Annotated in this window: 2 protein-coding genes; both read left to right on the top strand. The window is 42.8% G+C overall.

The genetic code is table 11. The features are described 5' to 3' along the window. Nucleotides 1-164 precede the first annotated feature (164 nt). A complete protein-coding gene (locus tag A3757_RS07830) occupies nucleotides 165-1,088 on the top strand; it encodes a folate-binding protein YgfZ (RefSeq protein WP_068553559.1) in 924 nt (307 codons plus the stop codon). 114 nt (nucleotides 1,089-1,202) lie between these two features. Beyond that, a partial coding sequence (locus A3757_RS07835; RefSeq protein ID WP_068739388.1) for an HDOD domain-containing protein occupies nucleotides 1,203-2,009 on the top strand: 807 nt, incomplete at its 3' end.

The following is a 2,009-nucleotide window of genomic DNA, read 5'->3' on the forward strand; positions in this document are numbered from 1 at the left end:
AACGACTGGGTAGATTGATAAACATGTGAGTCATAATGTGGTAACTGTCAGTTGTAATTAGTTTTTTAGTATTTAGCGATTATACAGCATCGCGGTGCTTTATATTGATATTGCNGAANTNGCTAAATACTAAAAAACTAATTACAACTGACAGTTACCACATTATGACTCACATGTTTATCAATCTACCCAGTCGTTTTATCAGCATCACTGGTGAAGACTCAGAAAAGTTTCTTCAAGGTCAATGCTCTACTGATATCAACTCCCTAGATTCGAACCATTTCTCTTATGGCACCCTGAACACACCCAAGGGACGTATATATGGCTTGTTTAAAGTTGTACGGATTTCAAATGGTTTATTGCTGTCCGTAGATGAAAGCTGCTTTGAACATATCCTCAAGACCTTAAGCAAATACGCAGTTTTCTTTAAGTGCGAACTCAAAGAAGCTAACTTTCACTCTTATGGTTGTAGCACGCCATCATTAGCAGTTATATGTGAGCGCTACCCTGAATTGGCCGCATTAAAAGCCCCCGAAGACAATTCAAACAAAGCAGGTGATGACAACACCCTGTTAATAAGACTACCCGGTAAGCAAGGCCTTTTGGAGTTCTGGTCCCAACAAGTACCCGATGACAGCTGTTCAGATACTGAGGCCCTTGAAAACTGGCTGGCGAAAGAAACTAAAGCAGGTATTCCACAAGTATTTTCTGCCACACAAGAACAGTTCATTCTTCAGGAGCTGAATCTACATGAATTGGGTGCAGTCAGCTTTAAAAAAGGATGTTATACCGGACAGGAAATCATCGCCCGTATGAAGTTCTTAGGTAAGCTTAAAAAGCGCATGTGTTTACTTGAAGGAAATGGCACTGCCGCCGATCAACTCGAGCCAGGTGCCGATGTGTTTATTAAAACTATCGAAGGTTTGCCCAAGAAAGTCGGTAAGCTCGTCCGAGCCCATACATTGACAGATACGATTATTACTGCTTTAGCTGTGCTAAACAAGGAACAAGTCGATACAGGTGAGACAACGTATATCGGCTCCGACCTGGATACTGGGTTTATTGTGTCTGACCTTAGTTATTCTTAAGAAAACTATAACGAACTCAGGTTTTTTACTTCGTTCCGATAATTTCTAGAACAAAAGCGTTTTGCTCTGCTATAACTAATGAGTAGATGAAAAACATCTTGAATCGAGGTATTCATGTCAGAAATTGGTCAGAAGATAAAACAAGATATATTGGAAGCAATTGAGAACGACACTATTGTCTTACCAACGCTTCCTGAAATTGCTTTAGATGTTAAGAGAATCAGCGAAGACGAAGATTCGGGGTTATTCGACCTGATCGACGTTATTAACAAAGATACTGCCTTATCAGCACGCCTACTCAAGGTTAGCAACAGCCCTTTGTTTCGCGGTGCAAATGAAATCACTACGCTAAACATGGCAGTAAACCGCTTAGGCATGCAATATACGAGTAATCTTGCAACAGGCCTCGCAATGGAGCAGATGTTCCAAGCAACTTCAGAGATGATCGACAAGCGTATGCGCGAGACTTGGGAGCGCAGTACCGAAGTAGCGGGTATATGTAGTGTGCTCGCACGGCAGCACCCTCATCTGGCTGCAGGCCAAGCGACGTTGGCCGGACTCGTTTATTCCATCGGTTCTTTGCCGGTCCTTAAGTACGTTGAAGATAACGACGTTCAAATAAATAGCGTAATGCTCGACAACCTTTTGGATGAACTTCAGCCCATCGTGGGTCAGAAGATATTAGAGAAATGGGACTTTCCATCCGAGCTCAAACCTGTACCCAAAGAGTGTGTTAATTTCACTCGAGAAGTTGAAAAAGCGGATTACGCCGATTTGGTCATGGTTGCCATGCTACACAGCTATGCTGGCTCAGAACACCACTATGTAGAGATGGACTGGTCGCACATTACAGCGTTTGAACGTATTGGCGTTGACCCAACTATGGACCCGAATGCAGATGAAGACCTAAGTGCTGAAATG

This window comes from Oleiphilus sp. HI0117, assembly GCF_001635235.1.